The sequence below is a fragment of the Paraburkholderia sp. PAMB 6770 genome, assembly GCF_057748135.1.
Genome location: NZ_CM173238.1, coordinates 3061791 through 3087005, shown reverse-complemented (window position 1 = coordinate 3087005; position 25215 = coordinate 3061791). Strand labels below are relative to the sequence as shown.

17 protein-coding genes are annotated in these 25215 nt (G+C 66.7%); 15 read left to right on the top strand and 2 right to left on the bottom strand.

Annotation, left to right across the window (positions count from 1 at the left end; all coding sequences use genetic code 11):
• Positions 1 to 147: 147 nt before the first annotated feature.
• A complete protein-coding gene (locus tag AC3AP7_RS13930; RefSeq protein ID WP_488324813.1) occupies positions 148 to 339 on the top strand; it encodes a hypothetical protein in 192 nt (63 codons plus the stop codon).
• 154 nt (positions 340 to 493) lie between these two features.
• Here the strand turns inward: AC3AP7_RS13930 and AC3AP7_RS13925 are convergent, their stop codons facing one another.
• Entirely contained in the window at positions 494 to 1111 is a 618-nt protein-coding gene (locus tag AC3AP7_RS13925) for a TetR/AcrR family transcriptional regulator (RefSeq protein WP_475762026.1), read from the bottom strand.
• Positions 1112 to 1191: 80 nt separating this feature from the next.
• Here AC3AP7_RS13925 and AC3AP7_RS13920 point away from each other — a divergent pair, with 80 nt between their 5' ends.
• Together AC3AP7_RS13920 and AC3AP7_RS13915 are read left to right on the top strand one after the other, a co-directional pair.
• Complete coding sequence (locus tag AC3AP7_RS13920) at positions 1192 to 2322, top strand: MBL fold metallo-hydrolase (RefSeq protein WP_475762028.1); 1131 nt, start codon at positions 1192 to 1194, stop codon at positions 2320 to 2322.
• Positions 2319 to 3053 (top strand): hypothetical protein, encoded by a 735-nt coding sequence (locus tag AC3AP7_RS13915; RefSeq protein ID WP_475762029.1) that lies wholly within the window; start codon positions 2319 to 2321, stop codon positions 3051 to 3053. Before AC3AP7_RS13920 ends, AC3AP7_RS13915 begins: the two co-directional genes overlap by 4 nt.
• A 72-nt stretch (positions 3054 to 3125) precedes the next feature.
• Here AC3AP7_RS13915 and AC3AP7_RS13910 read toward each other — a convergent pair whose 3' ends face one another.
• The gene (locus AC3AP7_RS13910) at positions 3126 to 4169 is read right to left on the bottom strand and encodes a sulfate ABC transporter substrate-binding protein (RefSeq protein WP_475762031.1); all 1044 of its coding nucleotides are present in this window, start codon (positions 4167 to 4169) and stop codon (positions 3126 to 3128) included.
• 309 nt (positions 4170 to 4478) lie between these two features.
• Between AC3AP7_RS13910 and cysT the strand changes: the two genes are divergently transcribed.
• The 12 genes from cysT to AC3AP7_RS13850 all read left to right on the top strand — a co-directional run bounded on the left by cysT (position 4479) and on the right by AC3AP7_RS13850 (position 25215).
• Positions 4479 to 5366: a sulfate ABC transporter permease subunit CysT gene (gene cysT / locus AC3AP7_RS13905; protein ID WP_475762033.1), complete on the top strand. Its 888-nt coding sequence runs from the start codon at positions 4479 to 4481 to the stop codon at positions 5364 to 5366.
• Positions 5363 to 6283 carry a sulfate ABC transporter permease subunit CysW gene (gene cysW / locus AC3AP7_RS13900; RefSeq protein WP_475762035.1) on the top strand — a complete coding sequence of 307 codons (921 nt, stop codon included), beginning with the start codon at positions 5363 to 5365 and terminating at the stop codon, positions 6281 to 6283. The genes cysT and cysW overlap by 4 nt, the downstream gene beginning before the upstream one ends.
• Before the next feature lie 13 nt (positions 6284 to 6296).
• On the top strand, positions 6297 to 7355 hold the full coding sequence (locus tag AC3AP7_RS13895; protein WP_475762038.1) for a sulfate/molybdate ABC transporter ATP-binding protein: 1059 nt from the start codon (positions 6297 to 6299) through the stop codon (positions 7353 to 7355).
• 130 nt (positions 7356 to 7485) lie between these two features.
• On the top strand, positions 7486 to 8121 hold the full coding sequence (locus AC3AP7_RS13890; RefSeq protein ID WP_475762040.1) for an RBBP9/YdeN family alpha/beta hydrolase: 636 nt from the start codon (positions 7486 to 7488) through the stop codon (positions 8119 to 8121).
• A gap of 81 nt (positions 8122 to 8202) precedes the next feature.
• A complete protein-coding gene (locus AC3AP7_RS13885) occupies positions 8203 to 8520 on the top strand; it encodes a DUF3761 domain-containing protein (protein ID WP_475762042.1) in 318 nt (105 codons plus the stop codon).
• A 636-nt stretch (positions 8521 to 9156) separates the two neighbouring features.
• Complete coding sequence (locus AC3AP7_RS13880; RefSeq protein WP_475762044.1) at positions 9157 to 10305, top strand: porin; 1149 nt, start codon at positions 9157 to 9159, stop codon at positions 10303 to 10305.
• 60 nt (positions 10306 to 10365) lie between these two features.
• The gene (locus AC3AP7_RS13875) at positions 10366 to 11358 is read left to right on the top strand and encodes a YncE family protein (RefSeq protein WP_475762046.1); all 993 of its coding nucleotides are present in this window, start codon (positions 10366 to 10368) and stop codon (positions 11356 to 11358) included.
• A gap of 146 nt (positions 11359 to 11504) precedes the next feature.
• Positions 11505 to 12797: an oxalate/formate MFS antiporter gene (gene oxlT / locus AC3AP7_RS13870; RefSeq protein WP_475762048.1), complete on the top strand. Its 1293-nt coding sequence runs from the start codon at positions 11505 to 11507 to the stop codon at positions 12795 to 12797.
• Between the two features lie 282 nt (positions 12798 to 13079).
• Positions 13080 to 14165, top strand: a complete 1086-nt coding sequence (pstS, locus tag AC3AP7_RS13865; protein WP_475762050.1) for a phosphate ABC transporter substrate-binding protein PstS — start codon at positions 13080 to 13082, stop codon at positions 14163 to 14165.
• Positions 14166 to 14253: 88 nt separating this feature from the next.
• On the top strand, positions 14254 to 15213 hold the full coding sequence (gene pstC / locus AC3AP7_RS13860; RefSeq protein ID WP_475762052.1) for a phosphate ABC transporter permease subunit PstC: 960 nt from the start codon (positions 14254 to 14256) through the stop codon (positions 15211 to 15213).
• Positions 15206 to 16069 (top strand): phosphate ABC transporter permease PstA, encoded by an 864-nt coding sequence (pstA, locus tag AC3AP7_RS13855; RefSeq protein WP_475762054.1) that lies wholly within the window; start codon positions 15206 to 15208, stop codon positions 16067 to 16069. Before pstC ends, pstA begins: the two co-directional genes overlap by 8 nt.
• A 752-nt stretch (positions 16070 to 16821) precedes the next feature.
• A complete protein-coding gene (locus AC3AP7_RS13850; RefSeq protein ID WP_475762056.1) occupies positions 16822 to 25215 on the top strand; it encodes a two-partner secretion domain-containing protein in 8394 nt (2797 codons plus the stop codon).

The window sequence follows — 25215 nt, the reverse complement described above, 5'->3', positions numbered from 1 at the left end:
GCGCCCACGCTTCATAACATAAAGGAGTACGAAATGTCAGAGCCAGCCGATGAGCGGCCCGGCGGGGCAAGCTTTTGCCGGAAAGCGCGGCATAGGCAGCATACGCGGCGCGCGGCCGCGCCGGCGGTCCGGGACTGGGTGATTGCGGTGGCGAACGTGCTGCTGATTCTGGGCGTGTTCGTCGGCGCGATTGTTCATCCGGGCCGGGCCACGCGCACACGCGAGACGCGCTGCATGCTGCAGACCGGGCACGAGGAAATGCGCGCGCTCGAAGCCTTTTTTGCCAATCCGTCCGGCGAGGATGCGTTGGCGCGCGCTGAAAGGCGTTGCCTGCGATGACGTGACGGACGCTCGTGCGAGCGTTCGCAGCTGAAAGCGGGAAAAAGTCCGGGCGCGCCATCCACGTTCGAGTCGCGTACGCGATGCGCGCGGCGGGCGGGCGATGCACGCGACGGCCACGCATGCACGTGCGGGCCGGCCGGTGCCCGCTGCGTCAGCAGGCGTAGCGCGCGAGGAACAGGTCGACGGTGGATTCCGCCACCGTTTGCTGCTCTTTCGCGCCGAGCGGCGGCTGCCCCATCGTCAGTTGCGGCCAGAATGCAAATGCCTTTAGCAGCCCCTGCAACTGCTGCGACGCGAACGCGGCATCGGTCATGCGCAGACGCCCATCGGCGGCGGCGGCGCGCAGCCAGACGGTCAGGTCTTCCTCGCGTTCGCCGAGGCGCGCCAGCATGTCGCGCGCGCGTTCGGGGGAATGCAGGCCCGCCGCGATGGCGACGCGCGCAAGCGCCAGAAAGGCGTCGTCGTTCAGCAGCCGCAGCTTGCGCTGCAGCAGGTCGAGCAGTTGCGCGCGCAACGGTTCGTCGGCCCGGTAAGGGGCGGCTTCGCCGGTGTGGACGGTGTCCCACAGTTGCCGCAGGATGGCCGCGAACAGCGCTTCCTTGCCCGGAAAATGGTTGTAGACGGTGCGCTTCGACACGTTGGCGCGCGCGGCGACGCGATCCATGCTGGTGGCGTCGAAGCCGGCAGCGAGGAATTCGTCGAGGGCGGCGGCGATGATGGCCTGACGTTTGCGGTCGGTCAGGCGCTGCGGGGCAAGGCTCGATTCCATCCCTGAATTTTACACCGGGCAGTTTACTTTTTTCGCCAATAAATTACACTGTGCGGTGTACTTTTAACCGGGCATCGCATATGAACGCATTGATCGGCTCGGCCCGCCGCGCGCTCGGGCTGGCGGCCGCGCGCCGCACCCGCGGCCACGCCGGCGCGTCGGCGCAGCATGACGGCGAACGCTTCCGCAACCCGGCGCCCCGTCCCGCGCAAGGCCTGCGCAAGACGCTCGGCATCGCATGGAACATGCTGTTCCGCAAGCCGCGCGGCACGGTGCCGGCCGGCGCGCTGCCCATCGACGGCCTCACGCGCGCGCAACTCGACGCCGCGCCCGACCGCAGCCTCTACCGGCTCGGGCACTCGACGCTGCTGTTCAAGCTGCGCGGCCAGTTCTGGCTGACCGATCCGGTGTTCGGCGAGCGCGCATCGCCGTTCCGGCGCGTCGGGCCGAAGCGCTTTCACGCACCGCCGATCGCGCTCGACGACCTGCCGCCGTTGCGCGGCATCCTCCTGTCGCACGATCATTACGACCATCTGGACCGCGAGACGGTGTGCGCGCTTGCCGCGACCACCGAGGTGTTCCTGACGCCGCTCGGCGTGGGCGACCGTCTGATCGAGTGGGGAATCGACGCCGCCCGGGTGCGCCAGTTCGACTGGTGGGAGGGCGCGACGATCGACGACCTCGTGTTCACGGCCACGCCCGCGCAGCATTTCTCCGGCCGCAGCCTGTTCGACGGCAACAGCACGCTGTGGGCGTCGTGGGTGATCGCGGACGGCGATCTGCGCGTGTTCTTCAGCGGCGACACCGGTTACTTCGACGGTTTCCGCACCATCGGCGAGCGCCTCGGTCCGTTCGACGTCACGCTGATCGAGACCGGTGCCTACGACGCGCAATGGCCTTACGTGCACATGCAGCCCGATCATACGGTGCAGGCGCACGCGGATCTGCGCGGGCGCTGGCTCGTGCCGATTCACAACGGCACGTTCGATCTGGCCATGCACCACTGGCAGGAGCCGTTCGAACGCGTGACGGGGCTGGCGGCCGCGCGCGGCATCCGGGTGGCGACGCCGCGCATGGGCGAGCGGCTCGATCTGGCCGCGCCGCATCGCGGCGAGCGCTGGTGGCGCAGCGTGGCCGAGGGCGTCGAGACCCGCAAGCGGTCGCGGCGCGGACTGCCGTGCCGGCAAGCGCGGCAGGACCCCGCGGCATGAGTCGCAGCCGCCGGGCGGCGGCGTTCCGGACCGCGGCGCTGTGCGCCGTGGGTTGCGTGCTCGCGAGCGCCGCGCCGGCGGGCTGTGCGGCGGGTGCGGCGGGCGCATGGAGCGCGTCGAGCGCATCGGGCGCATCGGGCGCATCGGGCGCATCGAGCGCCGCCGCAGCCGCCGTGCGGCCGCAGCGCTGGCGCAGCGCGGACGGTCGCGTCAGTCTGCTGCGGCCGGCGGCCGCGACACGGTCGACGCAGGACGTCCCTGTCGGTTCGCTGATGACCTCGGGCTGGCGGCTGATCTGGGACGGAACCGCGCCGACGCCCGGCACGCTGGAGGTGCGCCTCGCGCTCGCGGTGATCGCGCCGCCGCCGCAGACGCGCAAGACCGAGTATCTGCAGGTCGGCATGAGCCGCGATCCGGCATCGGTCCGCACCTGTCTGAGCGGCGGTCTTCAGGGCGGATCCGCGCGGCGGCTGCCGGACCGGATCATCCACGGCCAGCGCTATGCGGTCTGGGCCCACACCGACAGCGGGATGAGCCAGACGATCGACGCGCGCGATCTGCGCACCGTGCACGATGGCGCCTGTTACGCCCTCGAACGCTTCAGCTACGCGGATTCCGCCAGCGATCCGGATGCGTCGGTGAGCGTGTCTGAACGCCGCGGGGCCGCCGCGCTCGATGCCGCGCTGGCGAGTGTGACGCTTGCGCGTCCGCGCGCGGGCGCGCGTCGTTAGCGGGGCGCACACACGGGGCGCTTATCAGCGGCGGTACGCCGTGTACGGCCGCCAGCTGAGCGCAGGTTGGGCTCAGCTACGCGTATAGATGCTGTCGAACACGCCGCCGTCGGCGAAGTGGCGCTTTTGCGCGGCGCGCCATCCGCCGAACGCGCCGTCGATCGTGACCAGCTTCAGGCTCGGGAACTGGCGCGTGAGCGACGCGGGCACGTTCTTCGAGCGCGGACGATAGAAGTGTTGCGCGGCGATCCGCTGTCCCTCGTCGCTGTACAGGTATTCGAGGTAGGCCGTGGCAAGCTTGAGCGTGCCATGCTGCGCGACGATCTTGTCGACCCACGCAACGGGCGGCTCGCACAGGATGCTCGACGACGGCACGACGATCTCGAACTGGTCGGCGCCGAATTCCTTGAGCGACAAGAATGCTTCGTTTTCCCAGGCGATCAGCACGTCGCCCTGGCCGCGCTGCACGAACGTGACGGTCGCGCCGCGCGCGCCCGAGTTCAGGATGGACACGTTTTTGTACAGCGCCGCGACGAACGCCTTCGCCTTCGCGTCGTTGCCGCCCGGCTGCTGCTCGGCATAGGCCCATGCCGCAAGGTAGTTCCAGCGCGCGCCGCCCGAGGTTTTCGGATTCGGCGTGATCACGTTCACGCCCGCGCGCGTCAGATCGTCCCAGTCGCGAATGCGCTTCGGGTTGCCCTTGCGTACGAGGAACACGATCGTCGACGTATAGGGGCACGAATTGTCGGGAAGCCGCTTCTGCCAGTTCGGGGCGATCAGTCCGCGGTCCGCGATCGCGTCGATGTCGTACGCGAGCGCGAGCGTCACGACGTCGGCCGGCAGGCCGTCGATCACCGCCCGGGCCTGGCTGCCCGAGCCGCCGTGCGATTGCTCGACCTGCACGCTGGCCCCGGTTTCCGCCTGCCAATGCTTGCCGAACGCTGCGTTGTAGTCCCGATACAGCTCGCGGGTCGGATCGTAGGACACGTTGAGCAGCGACCCGGCCGGGCTCGCATTCGCGGGGCGCACGAGACCCAGCGACGCTACGGCCGCCGCCGTCAGTCCGGCGAGAAAGGTGCGCCGGGACGGCGAGACCGAGGGAATAGGGCGTTGCATCTTCACTCCGTAGCGTTTTTCATGTGTGAGGCAGTGTGCCAGAACACCTCGCCGCGCCTTGTGACCATTCCGTATAACGTTATTCCTCGCGTGACGTCGTGTGGCACTGCGCGTCCATGCCTGTGGCGCATTTAGCAGGTTTCGATATAAGGACATGAGGAATGGTCGGTTGGACGACGCCCGTCGCGCCGCTAGACTCGCCGGATAGTTGACGACCTGCATCGGACCGATGCGGAATGTCTGCCTGATCGCCCCGCCCGCAGCGCCGGGCGATCATCCCGCGCACCTCATCGACGCTATTTTCCCGGCATGACGACACTGACTTTCCGCAAGCCGAGCGCGCTGCCCGGATTTGGCATCACGTTCGGCATCACGCTGGCCTGTCTGAGCCTCGTGGTCCTGATTCCGCTCGCCTCAGCGTTCGTGAAAACCGCGACGCTCTCGTGGGACCAGTTCGTTGCGGCCACAACCTCCGCACGCGTGCTTGCGTCGTATCGCCTGACATTCTTCGCCGCGCTGGTCGGCGCGCTCATCAATGCGGTGTTCGGCTTTCTCGTCGCGTGGGTGCTCGTGCGCTATACGTTTCCGTTCAAGCGGATCGTCGATGCGGCGGTCGACCTGCCGTTCGCGCTGCCGACCGCCGTGGCGGGTATCGCGCTTGCCGCCGTGTACGCGTCGAATGGCTGGATCGGCGGGCTGCTCGCGCCGTTCGGCATCCGGATCGCGTACACGCCGCTCGGCGTGTTCGTCGCGCTCACCTTCATCGGTCTGCCGTTCGTCGTGCGCACCGTGCAGCCGGTGCTCGAAGACTTCGAGCGCGAGCAGGAGGAGGCGGCGGCCTGCCTTGGCGCGTCGCGCTGGCGCGTGTTCGCGCGCGTCGTCCTGCCCGCCGTCACGCCCGCGCTGCTCACGGGATTTGCGCTCGCGTTCGCCCGCGCGCTCGGCGAGTACGGCTCGGTGATCTTCATTGCGGGCAACGTGCCGATGAAGTCGGAGATCACGTCGCTCGTGATCGTCACGAAGCTCGAACTGTACGACTATGCGGGCGCGACTGCGGTGGCGGTCGTGATGCTTGTCGCGTCGTTTGCGATCCTGCTGCTCGTCAATACGCTGCAGTGGCGGCTGCAGCGCCGCACGCGCCGCAACGCGCGCACCGTGCCTGCGGCCGCGGCCGCGCCGGGTGGAGCGCGGCCATGAGCGATCGCACGTATTCGGGCGCGCCCGTGGCAGGCCGTGCGCGCGCCGCGCGCGGCACGGATGCCGTCACCGAACCGCGCGTGATCCGCGCGCTTCTGATTGCGACGGCGCTGCTGTTTCTCGGGCTGTTCCTCGCGCTGCCGCTCGTCGCCGTGTTCGCGCAGGCGCTCAGCAAAGGCGTCGGCGTCTACGCGGCCGCGCTGTCCGACCCGGACGCACAAGCGGCAATCCGGCTGACGCTCACGGTCGCGGTCATTGCCGTGCCGCTCAATCTCGTGTTCGGCGTGTGCGCATCGTGGGCGATCGCGAAGTTCGAGTTTCGCGGCAAGGCGCTGCTCACCACGCTGATCGATCTGCCGTTCTCGGTGTCGCCGGTGATCTCGGGGCTCCTCTATGTGCTGCTGTTCGGCGCGCAGGGCTGGTTCGGCCCGTGGCTCGACGCGCATGGCATCCAGATCGTGTTCGCGGTGCCGGGCATCGTGCTCGCGACGGTCTTCGTCACGTTCCCGTTCGTCGCGCGCGAACTGATTCCGCTGATGCAGGCGCAGGGCAGCGACGAAGAGGAGGCCGCGCGGGTGCTCGGCGCGTCGGGCTGGCAGATCTTTCGCCGCGTCACGCTGCCGAACGTCAAATGGGGGCTGCTGTACGGCGTGATTCTCTGCAATGCGCGCGCAATGGGCGAGTTCGGCGCGGTGTCTGTCGTGTCCGGCCACATTCGCGGGCGCACCGATACGATGCCGCTGCACGTCGAGGCGCTTTACAACGACTACAACATGGCGGCGGCGTTCGCGGTCGCGTCGCTGCTCGCGATGCTCGCGCTCGTCACGCTCGCACTGAAGCTGATCGCCGAGCGGCGCGTCGCCGCGGAGCTTGCCGCGGCGCGCGACGCGCGCGCGCTGCCGGCGACGCAATCCTGAAGAGGCCAACACGATGGGCATTACCGTACGTCATCTGCAGAAACGCTTCGGCTCGTTCGCGGCGCTCGACGATGTGTCGCTCGACTTTCCGGCCGGCGAACTCGTCGCGCTCGTGGGGCCGTCCGGTTGCGGCAAGACCACGCTGCTGCGCGTGATCGCAGGCCTCGAACACGCGGACGCGGGGCAGGTCGTGCTGCATGGACAGGACGTCGCGACAATCGGCGCGCGCGAACGGCAGGTGGGGTTCGTGTTTCAGCACTACGCGCTGTTTCGCCATATGACCGTGTTCGAGAACGTCGCGTTCGGGCTGCGTGCGCGGCCGCGCCGCACGCGCCCCAGTGACGCGCAGATTCGCGCGAAGGTCCACGAACTGCTCGGGCTCGTGCAGCTCGACTGGCTCGCGCAGTCCTATCCGGCCGAACTGTCGGGCGGTCAGCGGCAGCGCATTGCGCTCGCCCGCGCGCTCGCGGTCGAACCGAAGGTGCTGCTGCTCGACGAGCCGTTCGGCGCGCTCGACGCGAAAGTGAGAAAGGAGCTGCGCGCCTGGCTGCGCCGCCTGCATGACGAACTGCGCATCTCGACGATCTTCGTCACGCACGATCAGGAGGAGGCGCTGGATGTCGCCGACCGCATCGTCGTGATGAACCGGGGCCGTGTCGAGCAGTCGGGCAGCCCGCAGGCCGTCTACGATCATCCGGCGAACGCGTTTGTCTGCGCGTTTCTCGGTGCGGCGAACCGGCTGCCGGGCACGGTGGCGGCCGGGGGCTTCGTCGCCGATGGCGCCGCGGTGCCGCTCGCCGTCGCGGCGGATTTCACGGGGCCGGCCCATGCGTATGTCCGCCCGCACGACCTCGTGCTCGAAGCGGCGACCGACGGCCGGCAGGCCGGTATTGCGGTCGACGTGCGGCGTGTCGTGCCGTTGGGTGCGACGGTGCGCGTCGAACTGGCGTCGCGCGCGGGCGAGGCGCTCGAAGCGCAGATCGAGCGCGACACCTGGCGTGCGCTCGCGCTCGAAGCGGGCGATGCCGCGTTCGCGGTGCCGCGCGCGGCGCGGGTGTTTCCGGCGCGCTGAAGTCGCTGTCACGCGCGGTACGGACGCGGAGCCGGCCGGCGTGCAAGGAAGCAAATCACAAAATATTGGTTTGCCCGACGGGTGTGCGCGGATACGCTAGGCGAACACGGATATCGTCAGGGAGAAGTTCATGCGCGCCTGCGGCAAGCTCGATTGGCCCCCCCGTCTGGTGACCGTTCCCGGTTTGCATGGGAGCGAGGACGCGCACTGGCAAAGCTGGCTCGAGCGCCAGTTTGCCCGCTCGCTGCGCGTCGAACAGACGGATTGGGATGCACCGTCTCTCACGCGGTGGGCGCAGCGTGTCGACGCGCTGCTCGCCGAAGCGCGCGGGCCTTTCGTGCTCGCCGCGCACAGCTATGGATGCCTCGCCGCCGCGCATGCGCTCGCGCGCCGGGCGAACGAGCGCGACGTGGTCGGCATCCTGTTCGTGGCGCCGGCGAGTCCGCAGAAGTTCGCGTCGGCCGGCGCGTTCCGCGCGCAGCGGCTCAACGTGCCGTCGATCCTGATCGGCAGCGAGAGCGATCCGTGGATGGAGGCTGCCGAAGCGCGCACGCTCGCCCAACATTTCGGCAGCGCGTTCGTCAATCTCGGCGCGGCGGGGCACATCAATACGGCGGCGGGATATGGTCCCTGGCCGCGCGCGAAATATTTCATCGATACGCTGATGCATTGCGCCGCGACGAGCGCGTTCGGCGATCGTCATGAAGAAAGCGTGAGCGGGTCCGCGGCGACACGTCACGCCGATTCGCTGCTTGTGCGTGCGTGACCCGGGCGCGTCGTACACTATGCGTCCCGCGCGCACCTGCGCGTGCGCGATCGCAAAGCATCCACTCAACGAGGAAACGGCATGACGTGTCTGCGCCGGGCAAGGCTCGCGCGCATCGTGGCGCTCGCGGCGACGCTCGCCGCGTGCGTGCTGTCGATGCCGGCTGCTCATGCGAGAACCGCATCACCGGATGCATGGACCCAACCCGATGAAAGCGATCTGACATCGCACGGGCACTACGTCAACCGCAACGGCGACGAGGTGCACGCGCCGTCGCGAACCCGCAGCGGCAAGGTGCCGCCGGGCGCGAGCGCGCGATGCCGCGATGGCAGCTACAGTTTCAGCCGGCATCGCTCGGGCACCTGCTCGCGACACGGCGGCGTCGCGCAGTGGGAGTAGCGGCGGCGTGACGCGCGCGGCACGCGTGACGAAGGGTACCGGTCGCCGGCTTTCACCGGGTAGCGAATCGCCGGAGCCGCAACGCCCCGGTCGCATACGTTTGCATTCCCCGCCTGGGCCCAACGCGGCCCGTCTCGTTCAGTGATTTCCCTTACTGCCTGGCGTCGACGGCGCTGATCGCGCCGCGTTAGCTGTCATCCACATTACGTTTTCATTTCGATAAGTCCCGTGTATCACTGCGTCGCGAGCGCATGTCCGGCTGCCGCCGCGATGCCCGAGTTGCACGGCCAGCATGCCGCGCCGGGATGCGGGACCGTGCGATGCGCAGCGGCGCGCCCACGTATGCGGAATGAACCATTAGCCCCCGCTACTTGAACTACTTACATCCATCAGTTCATTTCTATGGTGCGTATAAACCGATTCGATTGGTCATGACTTAAGCCTGCCCTCAGAGTGTCGCAGCGGACGGTTGATGTCGGACACCGCAACGTCATCGCATTCGACGCGCCGCCAATCTGAACCGCCAGACCCGGTGCCCGGGGCGACACGGGCACCACCGTCAGATGCATTCATTCGCAACATAGAGTTTCAGATTTTTATAAGTACTACTACTTAAATTCCCCAGGAGGAGTAACAGTGAGACATTTCAAATACCACGCAACGGCGGTGGCCATCCTGACGGGCACCGTCTCGAGCCTCGCCTGCGCACAAAGCAGCGTCACGCTGTACGGCACCATTGACGAGGCGATTGCGGACTACAGCAACTCGGGCGGTCATTCGCTCGTCGCGATGCAAAGCGGCGATAACGCCGCGACGTACTGGGGCCTCAAGGGCAAGGAAGATCTGGGCGGCGGGCTCTCCACGATCTTCACATTGGAAAGCTCGTTCAATATCGCGAACGGCTCGCTTCCGGGCGATCGCATCTTCGCGCACGCGGCCTACGTGGGCTTTGCGAGCAACACATATGGCACCGTGACGCTCGGCCGCCAGTTCGATCCGACGGTCGACCTGATCCAGCCGATCACCGGCGACAACATTGCCGGCCCGGCCTTCACGACGCCCGGCGACGCCGACAACAACGACGACACGGTGTGGGTCAACAACTCCATCAAGTATGCGAGCCCGACCTATGCGGGCTTCCAGTACGAGTTGATGTATGGCGTAAGCGGGATTGCCGGCAACGCGTCCGGCGGCCAGACGTATTCCGCGGCGGCCGCATACAACAACGGCGGCCTCACGCTGGCCACCGGTTATCTGTTTTCGAAGAACGATGTGGACGGCACCGGCGCGACGGACCTGACGCAGAACAATTCGGTCACGCCGCTGTACGGCAGCACGCCGATGTTCGGTTCGCGCCAGATTGTCCAGGTCGCCGCGCAATACGTGCTCGGCAACCTGACCGCGAACATCCGGTACAGCAACGCGCAATACAAGCCGTACATGAGCTATGGCGCGTTCAATTCGACCGAGACCTACAACATCGGCGCGACGTCGGTCCAGTACCAGTTCAATCCGCGCGTGTCGGGCGGCCTTACCTACCTGTATACGCGTTCGAGCGGCGATTCCTCGGCGACATACAACAACTTCGGTGTGAATGCCATCTACACGCTGAGCAAGCGGACGAGCTTCTACGCAGACGTCGCGTACTCGCACGCAAGCGGCACCACGTTCAGCGAGGACGGTTCGACGATCGTCGCCGCTGGCGGCACGGTCGGCGATCTGTCGGCAAGTTCGAGCACGCCGTCGCAGGTCGTCGCGATTCTCGGCATCACGCACAAGTTCTGACCGCACGCGCCGGTCAACTGCATACCCGTCACAACACCAGAAATTCCTTAAGGAGGCAACATGGCTTTTCTCAGGCATACGGCGCTGTCCCTCTGTCTCGCAGCCGCAGGGCTCGTCTCGGTCGCCGCACAGGCGCAAACGCCGCAATACACGCTCGTCAAGACCATCGATCTGCCGGGCGCCAAGGGCGGCCACGGCGACTGGGTGGCCTATGACAAGGACACGCACGCAGTCTGGCTGTCGCAGTCGCCCGATCACAACGTGGTGGTGATCGACGCGAAGACGATGACCGTGAAGAAGACGCTGCACGACGTCGATTCGGGCAACGGCGTGGCGTTCGACGGCGATCACGCCTATGTGGCCGACGCGACGACCGGCAAGCTGATCGTCTACAACAAGCGCACGTTCGCCCGTCTGGCGTCCGTCGACAGCGGCGGAAAAACGCCCGACGGCGTGAACGTCGACACGAAGTCCGGCAAGGTCCTCGTTGCGAACGACGACAGCAACAACGAAGCGATGTTCGATCCGAAGTCGCCGTTCAAGCTGGTCGCGAACTACAAGCTCGAGCCGAAAGACGACAAGGACGGTCCGGACGTGGGCGTGTACGTCGCTTCGACCAATCGCCTGTATCAGCCGGTCGGTTCGAAGATCGACGTGATCGATCCGGACACCAACCAGATCGAAACCGTCTGGGACTTCGGCCTGAAAAGCGATGCGAAGGGCGGCGTCTACGACAGCAAGACGAACCATCTGATCATCGGCACCGGCGACAAGAAGATGCTCGTCATCGATCCGTCGACCGGCAAGCTCGTCACCACCATCGCGGTCGCCGGCGCGGTCGATCAGACCGCGATCGATACCGCGGCGCGTCGCGCGTACATCGGCGACAAGACGGGCAACCTCGAAGTGGTCGATCTCGACAGCAACCAGGTGATCGGTCACATCCAGACCGAGCCGAAGGTGCACACGCTGACGGTCGATCCCGCCAACCATCGCGTGTTCGTCTATCTGAACGCAAGCAACAAGGTCGGCGTGTACGAGCAGAAGTCGTGATCTGACGCACAGGCGGCAGCCGGGTGCGGCAGCACGCGCATCCGGCGGCGGCCGCTTCGCCTTCGACGAGCAGGGGGACGCCGGCGTGGTCGTGTGCCGCGCCGCCCCGTGTCTCAAACCGCTATTCATCTTGGAGAGTAGGAGTCATGGCATCCTCTGCCTCGACGCCGGGTCATTCCGCCCTGGGAAACCGGTGGGTTCAGTTGTGCATCGGCATCGCCTGCATGGCGCTTGTCGCTAACCTGCAGTATGCGTGGACGCTGTTCGTCGTCCCGATGAAGACGAAGAATCACTGGACCGGTGCGGAGATCCAGACGGCGTTTTCCATTTTCATTCTGGTCGAAACGTGGCTCGTGCCGCTCGAAGGCTGGCTCGTCGACCGCTTCGGCCCGCGCCCGGTCGTGATGGGCGGCGCCGTGTTCGTCGGTTTGAGCTGGGTGGTCGATTCGTTTGCGACCACGCTGCCGGTGCTCTACTTTGCCGCTGTCCTGGCCGGTCTCGGCGCCGGCTGCGTGTATGGAACCTGCGTCGGCAATGCGCTGAAGTGGTTCCCGGACAAGCGCGGCCTCGCCGCCGGCATGACCGCGGCAGGCTTCGGCGCGGGCGCGGCGCTGACGGTGATCCCGATCGCGAACATGATCCACAATTCGGGCTACGAGCAGACCTTCTTCGTGTTCGGGCTGATTCAGGGCATCGCGATTTTCGCGCTCGGCATTGCGCTGATCCGCCCGAATCCGGGGCAGGGCGTCAAGCCGGTGTCGCGCGTCGTAACCAGCAAGGTGGATTACACGCCGGGGCAAATGGTCAAGACGCCGCTGTTCTGGATGATCTATCTGCTGTTCGTGCTCGTCGCCGCGGGCGGCCTGATTGCGACCGCGCAGCTCGGCCCGATCGCCAAGTCGTTCGGCTTTGCGAAGCTGCCGGTGCAGTTCCTCGGCGCGACGCTGCCGCTGCTGACGCTCGCGCTGTCGATCGATAACCTGCTCAACGGCCTCACGCGTCCGATCTGCGGTTTCCTGTCCGATCGCATCGGCCGCGAAAACACCATGCTGATCGTATTCGTCGGGGAAGGGCTCGCGTTGCTCGGGATGAACGCCTATGGCCATAATCCGTACGCATTCCTGATCTTCGCGCCGCTGATCTTCCTGTGCTGGGGCGAGATTTTCTCGATCTTCCCAGCGATCTGCGCGGACACGTTCGGCAGCAAGTACGCGGCATCGAACGCGGGGACGCTGTATACGGCAAAGGGCACCGCGTCGCTGCTCGTGCCGGTGGCGTCGCTGCTCGCGGCCGGCGGCTCGTGGGAGACGGTGCTGATCGGCGCGGCCGTGGTGTCGATTGTCGCTGGCGTATCGGCCAAAGCCTTCCTCGCGCCGATGCGCAAGCGCTGGTTCGCGGGGAATGGAGACGAGATCGGCGCATCGCTGCAGACGCACTAAGCGGCGGCGTTCAGCTTCTATTTGCGCGTGCGGCGCTCCGCGCGCCAGCCGGCACGGTCGGCTGGCGCGCTTTTTTGCGTTGACGTGGCGCTAAAAAACGCTCCAAGCGCCAGATGAACGCGAGCGCCGTGCCATCGTCGATTCAGGGCGAAGAAACAAAAACGAAAGAAGTTTGTAGCTCGATTGAATGAAACGCGACATGGATCTGTCATGTCGTAATGATGAAATCCGCCTTTCTGCGATGCTCCATCGCCCAAACCACAAACGCTACGGAGGAAAGGCATGTTCGCTCAATCTCATCGAGTCGCCCTGAAGAAGGCGGTTGTCATCGCAGGTGTCGCGACCGCAGCCGTTGTCATGCCGTTTGGCGCCAGCGCACAGGCCGCGCAGGCTAACCTGCTCGAAACGGGTTCCACGCTGCTGTATCCGCTGTTCAATCTGTGGGTGCCGGCCTACGCGAAGGCCAACCCGGACGTGAAGATCACGACGCAAGGCACCGGTAGCGGCACGGGTATCGCTCAGGCGATTTCGGGCGTCGCGCAGATCGGCGCGTCGGATGCTTATATGGCGGCCGGCCAGATCAAGCAGAACCCGAGCGTCCTGAACATTCCGCTCGCGATTTCCGCCCAGACGATCAACTACAACGTGCCGGGCCTGAACAAGATCCATCTGAAGCTGGACGGCCCGACGATCGCCGGCATCTACGACGGCTCGATCAAGAACTGGAACGACGCGAAGATCAAGGCGCTCAACCCGAACGTGAAGCTGCCGGATCATGCGATCGTGCCGATCCACCGTACCGACGGCAGCGGCGACACGTTCATTTTCAGCCAGTATCTGTCGTTCTCGACGCCGTCGTGGAGCAAGAACGTGGGCTACGGCACGACGATCAGCTGGCCGGCGGCACAGGGCGGCGTCGGCGCGAACGGCAACCCCGGCATGGTGCAGGCATCGCAGCAGACGCCGTATTCGATCGCCTATATCGGCGTGAGCTTCCATGACGAGATCGCGAAGGCCGGCCTCGGCACTGCGATGCTGAAGAACCGCGACGGCCACTTCGTGCTGCCGAGCACGCGCACCGTCAACGCGGCGGCGAGCGCGCTGACCGGCAAGACGCCGGCCGACGAGCGCCTGAGTCTCGTGTTCGCACCGGGCGCGGATTCGTATCCGATCATCAACTACGAATACGCAATCGTGAACGCGAAGCAGGCCGATGCGGACACCGCGAAGGCGATCCGCCACCTGCTGGCGTGGGCGGTCAGCCCGACCGGCGGCAACGCGGCGTCGTTCCTCGAACAAGTGCGCTTCGTGCCGCTGCCGGCGAAGATCGCCGCGCTCAGCAAGGCACAGATCGCCAAGATCCAGTAACAACGGGTGAGCGGCAGGCGCGGCGCGGCACGGTGTGCTGCGCCGCGCCTGCCGCGCTATTTGTGTTGCTCTTTCAGGCGTCCCGTTCATGAATCCGTTCCGGCTGGGTCTTCAGGCGCTGGCGCTGCTGATTCCGCTCGCGCTGCTGGCGATTTTCGTTTTCCTCGCTGGCTACTCGTGGCCAGCGATTCATTTCAACGGCATCGGCTTTCTGTTCTCCAAGACCTGGAATCTCGGCAACCTCTATGCCGATCCGGTCATGCACAAGGGCTATTCCGTTGCGGTGGGCGCGCAGTACGGGATCCTCGTGTTCATCGTCGGCACGCTCGCGAGCTCGGCGATTGCGCTTGTCATCGCGCTGCCGGTCGGGGTCGGCGTCGCGCTCTTTCTGAGCGAATACGCACCGCGTCGCGTGCTGGGCGTACTTGCGCAGATTGCGGAGCTGCTCGCGATGGTGCCGAGCGTCGTCTACGGTCTGTGGGGGCTGGAGGTGCTCGCGCCGCTCGTGCTGCGCGACATCTCGCCGGTGCTGTCGAACGCATTCGGCTTTATTCCGTTTTTCTCCGGGCCGGCGGCGACCGGCTACAACCTGCTGACCGCGGGCATCGTGCTCGCGCTGATGATCGTGCCGGTGATTTCGAGCACGCTGGTCGAAGCGATGCAGCGGGTGCCGAAGGAAGTGCGCGAATCGTGTTTCGCGCTCGGCACGACACGGGCGGAGATGATCTGCAAGATCCTGTTGCCGATGGTCAGCACGCCGCTCATCGGCGCGGCGATCCTCGCACTCGGCCGCGCGCTGGGCGAAACGATGGCGGTGCTGATGGTGAGCGGCGGCGCGCTCAACTACCTGCCGGATTCGATCTACCGGCCGATCACGAGCATGGCGGCGTTCATCGCGTCGCAGCTCGACAGCGCGCTGCAGGACCCGAGCGGGATGGCCGTGCGCTCGCTGGCGGAAATCGCGCTGGTGCTGCTCGTCATCGCGGTCATCGTGAATGTGATCGCACGCTTGCTGACGTATCGCGTAAGGGGAATCAGCCATGGCTGAGACGATCGCACTGCCGATGAAAATCCGCGGCACCCGGGTCGTGTTCAACCGGGCGCTCGGCGTGCTGTGCGCAGTGGCATTCGTGCTGGTGATCGTGCCGCTCGCCGACATCCTCTGGACGGTCTTCGAGAAGGGGATTCACGCGTTCTCGTGGACGCTCTTCACGCAGGTGACCAACGGCATCAGCGGCGGCCTGCTGAACGCGATCGAAGGCACGCTGGTGCTGAGCGGCGGCGCGGTGCTGTTTGCGGCGCCCATCGGCGTCGGGGCGGGCATCTATCTCGCCGAATACGGGCGCGGCAACCTGGGTCGCTGCATCCGCTTTCTGGGCGACGTGCTCGTCGGCGTGCCGTCGATCGTGCTCGGCTACTTCAGCTACGTGACGCTCGTGATCGGGCTCGGCTGGCAATTCTCCGCACTGGCGGGCGCCATGACGCTCGCGGTGCTGATCATGCCGTACATCGCGCGCTTCACCGAACTCGCGATGCGGCAGAACCCGGGCTCGCTGCGCGAGGCGGCTTACGCGCTCGGCTGCAAGGAGTATCAGGTCGTGCTGCGCGTGCTGCTGCCGGCCGCGCGCTCCGGCGTGCTGACCGGCATTCTGCTGTCGCTCGCGATCTCGGTCGGCGAGACCGCGCCGCTGATCTATACGGCCGGCTGGTCGAACTACACGTGGAACGGCCAGCTGACGCACGAGCCGATCGGCTACCTGACATACGTGATCTGGAGCTTCATCAACCAGCCGTTCGCTTCCGCGCACGCGCTCGCGTATGCGGCGGCGCTGATCGTGATTCTCGTTGTGCTCGCAATCAATATTGTGGCGCGGCGTTTCCTGTCGTCACAGGCGGCATCCTGATTCCTGCGGGTTGACGGTTGACGGTACGCGCGCGGTTCATCCCGCGCGCGTACCCGTTTACGGCCTCGCGGGTGTTGTCATCCGACGACGCTTTCCCGCCACGCACGCACACCGGAACGCAGCGTGACGACGCTGCGCCGAAAGCCTCCTGAATGGCGCGCGCCCGATTGCGCCCGATTGCACCCGATTGCGCGCGCGAATGCGCATGTGAATGCACGCGCGATCGTGCGCGTAATTGGCCGCCGTATCTCGCGTACGCGCGCGAATGCGCGTTAATCCGAAGCGGACTATTCGATTCAATTCAATTTGAATTGAAATGATATCGTAATTATTAAATTCAAAATGCATTGAATCAGAAAGTCAAGCTTTGATGGTTATTGACAGTCGATCCGGAAAGATTCTGTTAGAGTTCGGCCCGAACAGATGAAAGCGCGGTATGGGCCACCTGGGGTCCGCGGCAACGCGGGGGAGTGGCCGGTTCCGCGCACACAAAATGTGCGGCGTGTCGGAGCGGATTCGCATGCCGTCAGGGTCACGATCCAGCCCGCGTTTGCGCAATGGGCGTCATTGCGCACGGGCAGGCTGGCGATAAAAAACGCGCTCAACGCGTAATAGCAATAATGAAAAGGAATCACCACCGGGGATTAATCGGGCGTGCGCGCGTCGCCCAGCGCGAGACTGCACGGCGTATCGGCTGGGCGGTCTGGCGTTTCGCGGGCCCGGCGTGTTCGCCCGCGCCACGGCCGCTGTGGATGCGCGTCATCGCATGCGTGATGGCGCTCGTGATGTATTACGCCCCGGCCGTGTTTCTTGCCGACCAGGTCGCGCATGCCGCGCCGATCGTCGATCCGCGCGCGCCGCTCGCGTTCCAGCCGGCCATCACGCAGACGAGCACCGGCGTGCCCGTCGTCGACATTGCCGCGCCGAATGCCAACGGCGTGAGCATGAACCAGTACCAGTCGTTCAACGTCGACGCGGCCGGTCTCGTCCTCAACAACAGCACGGTGGCAGGCACGCCGCTGCTCGGCGGCACGCTCGGCGCCAATCCGGATCTGGGCGGCCGCAGCGCGTCGCTGATCATCAACCAGATCACCGCAACCGGCCCGGCCTCGACGCTTGCCGGGCCACTCGAAGTGTTCGGCGCGCCGGCAGCTGTCGTGATTGCGTCGCCGAACGGTTTGTCCGTCAACGGCCTGAGCGTGACGAACGTCACCAACCTGACGCTGACCACAGGCACGCCGCAGTTCCTGACCGGCATCGGCGGCAGCGCGACCGGCTTCGCGAACGCTGCCGCGGTGGCGTACAACGTCAGCTCGGGCAACATCACGGTCGACGGGCCCGCCGGCAACGACGGCACGCCCGGCGCGGGCATCGAAGGCACGGTCGGCAACCTCGACCTGATCGGCCAGACCGTCGACATCAATGCGCCGCTGTACTCGAACCAGCGCGTCAACGTCATCACCGGCAATCAGCGCGTCACGCCGAGTGCGTCGGATTCGACCGGCCTCACGTACAGCACCGCATCGAACGGACTGCCGGACAACGCGGCCGCGATCGCTGGCGCGAACGGCCAGGCGATCGATGCGAGCCAGTACGGGTCGATCACGAGCGGCGAGATCTACATCGTCCAGAACGCCTCGGGACTGGGCGCGAACATGCAGGGTCCGCTGTCCGCTACGGCGGGGAACGTGGTCGTCAGTTCGAACGGCGACATCGCGGTCGGCAGCACCTATGCGGCCCAGAATGCCAGCCTGACGAGCGCGGGGAGCACGGCGATTGCTGGCACCGGCCTCGCGAACCAGAACTACACGGTCGATGCCGGCGGCGACATCACGGCAAGCGGGGCGGTGTCGGCGGGACAAGGCGCGACGCTGACGGCCGGCGGCAACCTGAACGCCGCATCCGTCGCAGCGAACGGCAACGCGACGCTGAGCGCAGGCGATGCGATGACGGTGGGTTCGGTGTCGGGCCAGAATCTTGCGCTGCAGGCGACGAGCGGCGACCTCACGGTCGGCTCGGCGCTCACCGCGCCGGGCACGATTGTCGCGACGGCCGGCGCGGACCTGACCGTCAACGGGGCGGTGCAGGGCGGCAGCACGGTGAGCCTGACGGGCGGCGGCAACGCGAGCGTGAACGGCGCGGTGTCCGGTGTCGGCGATACGACGATCGCTGCGCAGGGCGGCAGCGCATCCGTGAGCGGCAACGCGCAGTCGAACGGCGCACTGACGATCGACGCCGCGCAGAACGTCGCAATCGGCGGCACGGCCGGCGCGCAAGGTCCGGTCTCGATCACCGCGCAGGCAGGGTCGATCACGGGGCAGGGCGATGTCGATGCGGCGCAGGATGCGGTGAACCTGCAGGCCGGGCAGGCGATCCAGCTCGGCGGGGCGGTGGCGGCCGGCACGAGCGTGAGCGCGAACGCGGGCGGCGCGGTGTCGATGAGCGGCACGGTGTCGGCGCCCGGCGCCGTTTCGATCCAGAGCGGAGCGGACACCACGCTCGGCGGCAACGTGACGAGCGGCTCGACGCTGGCGGTCGCCGCGGGCGGCAATGCGACGCTCGACGGTCTTGCCTCGTCGGTCGGCGACATGACGCTCGCGGCCGGCAACACGCTCGCGACCACGGGCCAGATCACGGCGCTCGGCGCGTTCAGCGCGACCGGGCAGCAGGGCGTGAACCTGGGCGGCACGGTCTACAGCGGCGGCAACGCGCAGATCGGTTCGGCCGCGGGCAGCGTCACGCTGGCGGGCGCGGTGTCGAGCCCCGGCTCGGTCAGCGTGTCGGCGGGACAGGATGCGACCGTCTCCGGCAGCGTGCACAGCGGCACGGACACGACGATCGCCGCCGGCCGCGACGCCAACCTGAACGGTGCGCTCGAAGCGGACGGCACCGGCAACGCGAGCGTGACGGCGGGCCGCGACATCAACGGCACGGGTGCGCTCGACGTCGCGAACAATACGACGCTCGCGGCCGGCAACGACATCGCAGTCAGCGGCGCCATCCAGACCGGCAACAACCTCGGTGTCACGGCCGGCAACGCGCTGTCGCTCGGCGCGACGACGGCGGTCGGCACGAGCACGCTGAGCGCGACGAGCGGCAGCGTGACGTTGACGGGCGCCGCGTTATCGGGCGGCACGACAACGATTGCGGCCGCCACCGACGTCGAGGCGCAGGGCAACGTCCAGAGTCTCGGCGATCTGGACGTGAGCGCGACGAGCGGCAGCCTCACCGCTTCCGGGACGATGTCGGCATCCGGCGACATGACGCTTGCCGCGGGCCAGAACCTGACGCTGAACGCGCAGACCACTGCGTCGCAGAACGCGACGCTGCGCGCGGCCGACATCACGACGCAGGGGCTGGCGGTGGGCGGCAACCTGAGCGCGACCGCGACGAACGACCTCGATACGTCGGCAGGGCAACTGGATGCGGCGTTCAGCGCAAGCGCGCCGTCGCTCTCCGTGACCGGCAACGCGACGCTGCAGGGCGCGAACGTGACGACGGCCAACGCGGTGATCGGCGGCGCCTATAGCGCGACCGGCACGACGAGCCTCACGACGGGCGGAACCGCAGCCTACCAGGCCGGCGCGACGCTCGCGGGCGGCACGGTGCACAACGTCGGCGCGCAGATGGCGTCCGGCGGCCTGACGGTATCGGGCTCGACGGTGACGAACGCCGGCAGCCTGTCGTCGCTGCAGACGCTGAGCGTCACGGCCGCGAATCTGGACAACACCGGCACGATCTACGCACCGAGCGCGGATCTCACGATCGCGGGCGGCACGACGAACGCAGGCAGTCTGCTGGCGACGAACACGCTTGCGCTCACAACGAACAGCCTGAACAACGCGAACGGGCTGATCTTCGCGGGCGACGTGAACAACCCGGCCGCGGCGACGGGCAATGCGAGCGTCACGGTGACCGGCGGCAACGGCTCGTTCAACAATGCCGCGGGCCAGATTCTCGCGCAGAACATCGCGACGCTGAACCTGCCGAACCAGGCGCTCGATCCGTCGGCGAGCCGCTATGGGACGGTCAACGGCGGCAACGGACTGAACCTGTCCGTGCAGAGCCTCGCCAACAGCGGCACGTGGACCTTGCCGGGGACGGCGGTTTCGGTGTCGGCGAGCGCGGGCATCGGCAACACGGGGACGATCACGCAGGGCAGCGGCACGCTGACGTTGAACGGCGCCGTGACCAACGGCGGCACGATCGGCGCCGACGACCTGACGATCAACGGCTCGCTCGCGAACCAGGCCGGCGCGACGGTGACCGCGAACGACGCGTTCACGCTCAACGGCGCCGGCACCAACGCGGGCACGGTGGAGGCGCTGAACGCGCTGACGATCAGCGGGTCGAGCTACGACAACACGGGCGGCACGACGAAGGCGGGCGACGGCGCGTCCGGCAGCGGCAACGCGACGCTTACCCTGAGCGGCGCGCTGACGAACGCCGGCGGGACGCTGTCGGCGACGAACAATCTGACGGTGACGGCCGGGAGTGTGGACAATTCGGCGGCGTCGGGGACGACGACGACCACCACCACCACGACGGTCGTCAATACGCCGCTGCTGATGTCGACGGTGATCGGCACGGAAACGGTGAACGGGATTCTGGATATCGGCGCGGACGGCGGCTATCTGACCAACGTCTCGACCACGGTACCTGCCACGCTGGGCGGCGTGCTGTCCGTGACGGGCATCGTGCCGAGCCTGACCTCGGGATGGTCCGACGGCGTCGGCGATACGGATCTCGGGGTGGGCGATATCGGCGTTGCGGGTCCGCAGTCCGCGCCCGTTGCAACGTCCGGCACGGTGCAGTTCGTGCAGGTGCCCACCGTGGTCGGTTACACCGGCGACTCCAATACCCCGCAGACCGCCGACCTGTGGTACGTGCAGGGCGGCTCGGTGCCGACCAGTGACGGCGATGGCACCGTGTATCCGGTCACTACGCTGACCGTGCCGACCGTCACCGAAACCACGACGACGACGGGTGCCGCGGCCGGCAGTTCCGTGATCGCGGCCGGCAACGACCTGAGCCTGAGCGCGAACAGCCTGAACAACCAGAGCGGCACCATCAGCGCCGGTCACGACGCCACCGTGAACGTGCAGTCGCTGTCGAACGGCGGAACGGCGGCGACTTCCACCGTGACCGATACGGTCGACCGGGCCTCGCTCACCGCCTTCATGAACGGCCTGCTGGCGATGCAGCAAGCCGGCGGCGTGTCCGTGTGGGGCAGCGGCAATGCGGGCGGGACTTACGGGTGCGACGCGCAGAATGACTGCGCGGTAGGACCGGCGACGGGGCCGACCTCGTTCACGTTCGACTCGCCCGGCGCGGTGACGGTGCAGTCGGTATCGTCCTCGGTCACCGTTCAGGGCACGACCGGCCAGATCGTCGCCGGCCACAACCTGAACCTGTCGGGCGGCAACCTGACGAACGCCGGTGCGCTGCTGGCCGGCAACGACGTGAACATTGCCGCATCGAGCTTCACGAACCAGGGCGTGAACACCGGCACGATGACGACGACCGCCGGCTGTGCCTCGGGCTTCAGCGCGGGGTGCGCGTCGCTGTCGACGACGAACCCGAACTCGCAGACGTATAGCTACCAGCAGACCAACGCCACGGTCGCCGCCGGCAACGACGTCGTGATCGCGGCGGGATCGGTCAGCAATACGTACGGCAACCTCGTCGCCGGACGCAACGTCGTGATCGGCGGCGCCGGCAGCGCGGGCGGCGACGCGTCGACGACGCCGGCGGCGCTCACGCAGGCCGGCAGCGTGTCGAACACGTCGGGCGCGATCGAGGCGGGCAACGACGTGGATATCAATGCGGCGACGCTGGCCAACAGCATCGCCGCGCCGGTCCAGGTCCACCAGAACTACGGCAGCGCGACGCCGTACACCGGTTGCACGAACAACTGCGAGGCGTACGTCGACGTGCAGTCGGCGAACCCCGGCACGATCACGGCGAACCACGACGTCAACCTGACGGCCAGTGCCTTCAGCAATACGGGGAGCCTCGTCACTGCGCTGAACAGTGTCGCCATCGACGCGGGCAGCAGTGCATCGAACAACAACCAGTACCTGTACGCGTACTGGAGCAGCGGCTTTACGCACTACGGCACGCAGTATGCAACGTGGGGCTGCGCGAACGATACGACGTTGTGCGCGCAACTGTATGGCGGCGATTACAGTGCGAGCGCGCCGCAGGACCCGGCCGGTCTGCCGGATGCGGTGGGTCTGCCGGACTTCGTGGCGGGCACGATCCAGGCGGGCAACGCGCTGTCCGTGCATTCGCCGACGCTCGCGAATACGGGCAACGTGATCGGCCAGAGCGTGAGCCTGAGCGGGGCGACGCTCGTCAATGGGCTGACGAACCCGAACGTCTATACGCCGCCGCCGGCCCAGTCGGGGCAGGTGATTCTGCTCGGGCCGCCGTCGGTGCCGCCGGGCGCGACGACCACGGTGAACAGCGCGGGGCGCGTGACCACGCTGTCCGGACAGCCGACCTCGGTGACGGGCGCGGCCGGCCTGCCGTCGAACACGCCGATCGGGGTACAGACGGTGGGCACGCCGGTGGCGCCCAGCGTCCCGACGGCGGGCACGCCGGGGAGCACGACGGTGCAGACGCCGGCGGGCCAGTCGGTGACGGTCACGTATCTGACGAACAACCCGGTCGCGCAGGTCGTGAACGCGCTGTCGCCGGCCTCGCTGGTGGCGTCGCTGCCGGCGAACCTGCAGCCGGGCAACGTGCCGTTCTACTACGACCCGTACACGCAGGCGCAGCAGGTCGAGCAGGCGGCGCTGGAGGCGACCGGGCAGAGCAGCTTCTACAGCACGACGAGCGCGACGGACAGTGCCAGCCAGACGTCCGTCAACAATCAGGACACCGACGAACTGTACGGCGCGGCGGTGCAGTATGCGGAGAAGAATAACGTCGCGCTCGGCACGCAGCTTTCGCAGGCGCAGCTCGCGCTCGTGAATCAGCCGATGCTCTGGTATGTGCAGGAGACGGTGCCCGAACCGGGCTGCACGGCAACGGGCAACGGCGCGTGCCCGACCGTGCAGGCGCTGGTGCCGGAGGTGCTGCTGCCGCAGAACTATGCGAGCGTGAACGCGGATGGGGAGATCAGCGGGTCGAACGTCACGCTGGACTATAGCGACAGCGTGCTGAATACGGGCTCGGTCAGCGCGCAGAACCTGACGGTCGATACCGGCACGCTGACCAACGAGCAGCGGTCGACGAATGTCGGGACGATCTATCAGCAATTGAGCGACGGAGTAGCGGCAACCACCGGAACCTTGGTGCAGCAGGGCGGATTCATGAGCGCTGCGAACTACGACCTTCAGGTGCAGAGCCTGGACCAGATCGGCGGCGCGCTCGCCGTGACGAACGCGGACGGAACCGAAAACGCCGCCGCGACACAGGCGATGCTGGCGGGTCTCAAGGACCAGCTTGGCGGGCAGTTTGCGCAGTCCACGGTCAGCGATGACTTGCAGACCGCGATGGTGGCCACCGATAGCGGCGGTTTGGGCATGGAACTGTTTGCGATGGCTGCGGCGGTGGTGGCTGCCATTGCGCTGCAGCCGGAAATTTCGGCCGCGATCGGATCGCTTTCCGGTGCGACGGCCGGAGCGGGGACGCTGATGGCGGCGGCAGGCTCGGGTGCCGGTGCGCTCGGTGCGGGCCTCGGCAATCTCGCGTTGTCGGTGGGCTTGACCGCGATGACGTCCAGCTCCCTCACGCAGTTCATGACGACCGGCACCGTCAATCTCGGTTCTGCATTCGAGACGGGGCTGGTGTCCGGGTTGACGGCGGGTCTGCTGAACGGCATTACCTACAACTCCGGTTCCGGATTCGGCTTTTCGACGGTGCCGTCGCAGAGCAGCCTGGCGGCGCTTGCGGGGGTGGAGCCGTCCGCGGGGAATAGCGTGGTGTCCACGGCGTCCGCGACGGTGGCGCGGCTACCGACGCAGGCGCTGGCGATTGCAGGGGAGGCGACGATCCAGGCCAGTGTCCAGGAGGCGATTGAGGGCGGCAGCTTCCTGAGGGCGCTGGAGGACAGTGCGGTAAGCGACGTATCCGCTGCGGCCGCATATGACGTCGGCACTGCCTTTGACGGGACCAATCCAACGCTCGGAACGGCGGGCCCGACCAACCCGCTTTACGTATTGAGCCATGCCGCATTGGGGTGTGCGAGTTCGGCGGCGCTCGGTACGGGGTGTGCGGGAGGGGCGATTGGGGCAGCGGCTAGCGCGGCGCTAACGCCGTATGTTGCCAGCGCAATCACCGGTGGCGATCCAGACGTGACGACTGGCGAGGCGGCCGCGATTGCAGCCTTCGCGACGTTCGCCGGAGGGGCGGCGGCCGGACTGGCCGGGCAGAACGCCGCGGCCGGCGCGCTTGCAGCGCAGAACGAGGCGATGAACAACTGCTTGGGCCATCCGCAGACCTGCACGCAGATGCTCAAGAGCGCGGCCACGAGCTTTGTGAACTCGATCGGCGGGCCGTCGACGTTCCTGTATGTGATGTCGATGCTGTCGACGACGGTAGACATTGACGGTGTGGCGGGGGAAGAGGCAGGAGCAATTGACGGTGCGGAGGGTGCGTTTGCCGCTGAAGAGTCTTCAGCAATTGCGGCTGGCGTGGCCGCAAACAACACTTTGTCGCAAAGCCAGATCGACGAGATACTCAGCTTGCCTAGCGGTTCGCGGCCTGATCCGGCGAGCTATATGTCTCAAAGCGCTATTGACGACCTCTTAGGGCAGTTTAGCGACGGTGCCTCGTATATAACTCCGACAGGCGCACTCGATACGTACGGGCGCGATCTTGTTGGGCGCCCAGGAGGGCAGTTTGTCATGCCGTCGTCGTATCTTGATAATCTTCTGCAATCCAGCGGAGGCGACGTATCAGCAATTGAGCAAGCGCTAGGGATTCCATCGGGAGCATGGCAAGGGGTACCTCTTAGTCGTATTGATATTCCAAGTCCATCTTCAGTGGGCATCCGTATACCATCGGGCAATGAACCAGGAGCTAATGGTCTGTGGATTCCCGGCGGTTACACGTCTGGCGGTGTTCCGGAAGCGGTCACTAACCAGGTTCCTGCTGGTAGCTATATTGAAAGTCCGATTGGGGGTAGCTCAAAGTGA

Excerpts from the sequence above, each read along its gene's own strand:
- AC3AP7_RS13925 (WP_475762026.1), bottom strand. The coding sequence starts at position 1,111 with ATGGAATCGAGCCTTGCCCCGCAGCGCCTGACCGACCGCAAACGTCAG.
- AC3AP7_RS13920 (WP_475762028.1), top strand. The coding sequence starts at position 1,192 with ATGAACGCATTGATCGGCTCGGCCCGCCGCGCGCTCGGGCTGGCGGCC.
- AC3AP7_RS13915 (WP_475762029.1), top strand. The coding sequence starts at position 2,319 with ATGAGTCGCAGCCGCCGGGCGGCGGCGTTCCGGACCGCGGCGCTGTGC.
- AC3AP7_RS13910 (WP_475762031.1), bottom strand. The coding sequence starts at position 4,169 with ATGCAACGCCCTATTCCCTCGGTCTCGCCGTCCCGGCGCACCTTTCTC.
- cysT (WP_475762033.1), top strand. The coding sequence starts at position 4,479 with ATGACGACACTGACTTTCCGCAAGCCGAGCGCGCTGCCCGGATTTGGC.
- cysW (WP_475762035.1), top strand. The coding sequence starts at position 5,363 with ATGAGCGATCGCACGTATTCGGGCGCGCCCGTGGCAGGCCGTGCGCGC.
- AC3AP7_RS13895 (WP_475762038.1), top strand. The coding sequence starts at position 6,297 with ATGGGCATTACCGTACGTCATCTGCAGAAACGCTTCGGCTCGTTCGCG.
- AC3AP7_RS13890 (WP_475762040.1), top strand. The coding sequence starts at position 7,486 with ATGCGCGCCTGCGGCAAGCTCGATTGGCCCCCCCGTCTGGTGACCGTT.
- AC3AP7_RS13885 (WP_475762042.1), top strand. The coding sequence starts at position 8,203 with ATGACGTGTCTGCGCCGGGCAAGGCTCGCGCGCATCGTGGCGCTCGCG.
- AC3AP7_RS13875 (WP_475762046.1), top strand. The coding sequence starts at position 10,366 with ATGGCTTTTCTCAGGCATACGGCGCTGTCCCTCTGTCTCGCAGCCGCA.
- oxlT (WP_475762048.1), top strand. The coding sequence starts at position 11,505 with ATGGCATCCTCTGCCTCGACGCCGGGTCATTCCGCCCTGGGAAACCGG.
- pstS (WP_475762050.1), top strand. The coding sequence starts at position 13,080 with ATGTTCGCTCAATCTCATCGAGTCGCCCTGAAGAAGGCGGTTGTCATC.
- pstC (WP_475762052.1), top strand. The coding sequence starts at position 14,254 with ATGAATCCGTTCCGGCTGGGTCTTCAGGCGCTGGCGCTGCTGATTCCG.
- pstA (WP_475762054.1), top strand. The coding sequence starts at position 15,206 with ATGGCTGAGACGATCGCACTGCCGATGAAAATCCGCGGCACCCGGGTC.
- AC3AP7_RS13850 (WP_475762056.1), top strand. The coding sequence starts at position 16,822 with ATGCGCGTCATCGCATGCGTGATGGCGCTCGTGATGTATTACGCCCCG.